General features: G+C 50.1%; 1 protein-coding gene. It reads left to right on the forward strand.

The window, feature by feature from the left end; translation table 11 throughout:
- The coding region (locus CKO31_RS26175; protein ID WP_200243882.1) for a hypothetical protein at window positions 1–525 on the forward strand (525 nt) is incomplete at its 5' end.
- Between the last annotated feature and the right edge of the window lie 336 nt (window positions 526–861).

Genomic DNA, 861 nt, shown 5'->3' on the forward strand with positions numbered 1-861 from the left:
GAAGCCGATCTGTCAGAGAGGTTTGATCTGATATGGTGTTTAAAGTCTCTTTATCTGGTTGAAGCCAGCCTTATAAGGGAGTCCCTACTTAAGATAAATCAAATGCTTGGTGAAGAAGGCGTCGCCATACTTTTCCACTGCACAGGTGGATCTTTTATTATTGATTACCATAATAATGTGTATAATAAGAGCTCTTTGGCACAAGACAATTACTGCTACAATACGGCTGAGAAAATAGAAGAAGAGCTTGAATCGACTGGTATACAGTATCTGCATGCTTGTGGAAGCCATGAAACGAGGATTCCCACGGAAGATAAAGAGATTCTCGCCAACTACTTATCGAAAGGCTCGCTTATCACCCCCGTCTCCTTCAATGACCTTGTCAAAGACGAGCGTATACGATCACACTTAGAGGAGCGAATCGAATTCGGGGAATACGTGTTTAGCCATAGCTACAAGGTGGTTATTTTTGGGCCTGGAATGAAGACGGTAGAAACGAATTCCAATTTTGAGCTATCGAAATAAAGAGTGGGGGAGTTGGCGGCGCCATCCCTATGTGTCAAGTTGTCAATGAATCTTTTATTAGCTCGATTGACTTACCCTCGCCGACAGTTGTCCGGATCCTCGCCGAGGACGATCGAGGCGCGCAACATTGGGTGCGGGCGATGGCGCGCGGGCGATCTGGGCGATGAAGCTGTTCGAGTTCTTGTCGCGCGAGGCCGGCGACGCGCCGGGTCGCGAGATTGTCGCCATGACGGCCGTGTCGAGCGTCGCGACCATGCTGCTGCTGGTGTTGACGAACCTGGGGGCCGAATACGCTGCCGATCAGGGGGTCGTCCGGATCGAGCTCATGGCCGGATA

The sequence above is a fragment of the Thiohalocapsa halophila genome, assembly GCF_016583825.1.
In the GTDB taxonomy this organism is placed as follows: Bacteria; Pseudomonadota; Gammaproteobacteria; order Chromatiales; family Chromatiaceae; genus Thiohalocapsa; species Thiohalocapsa halophila.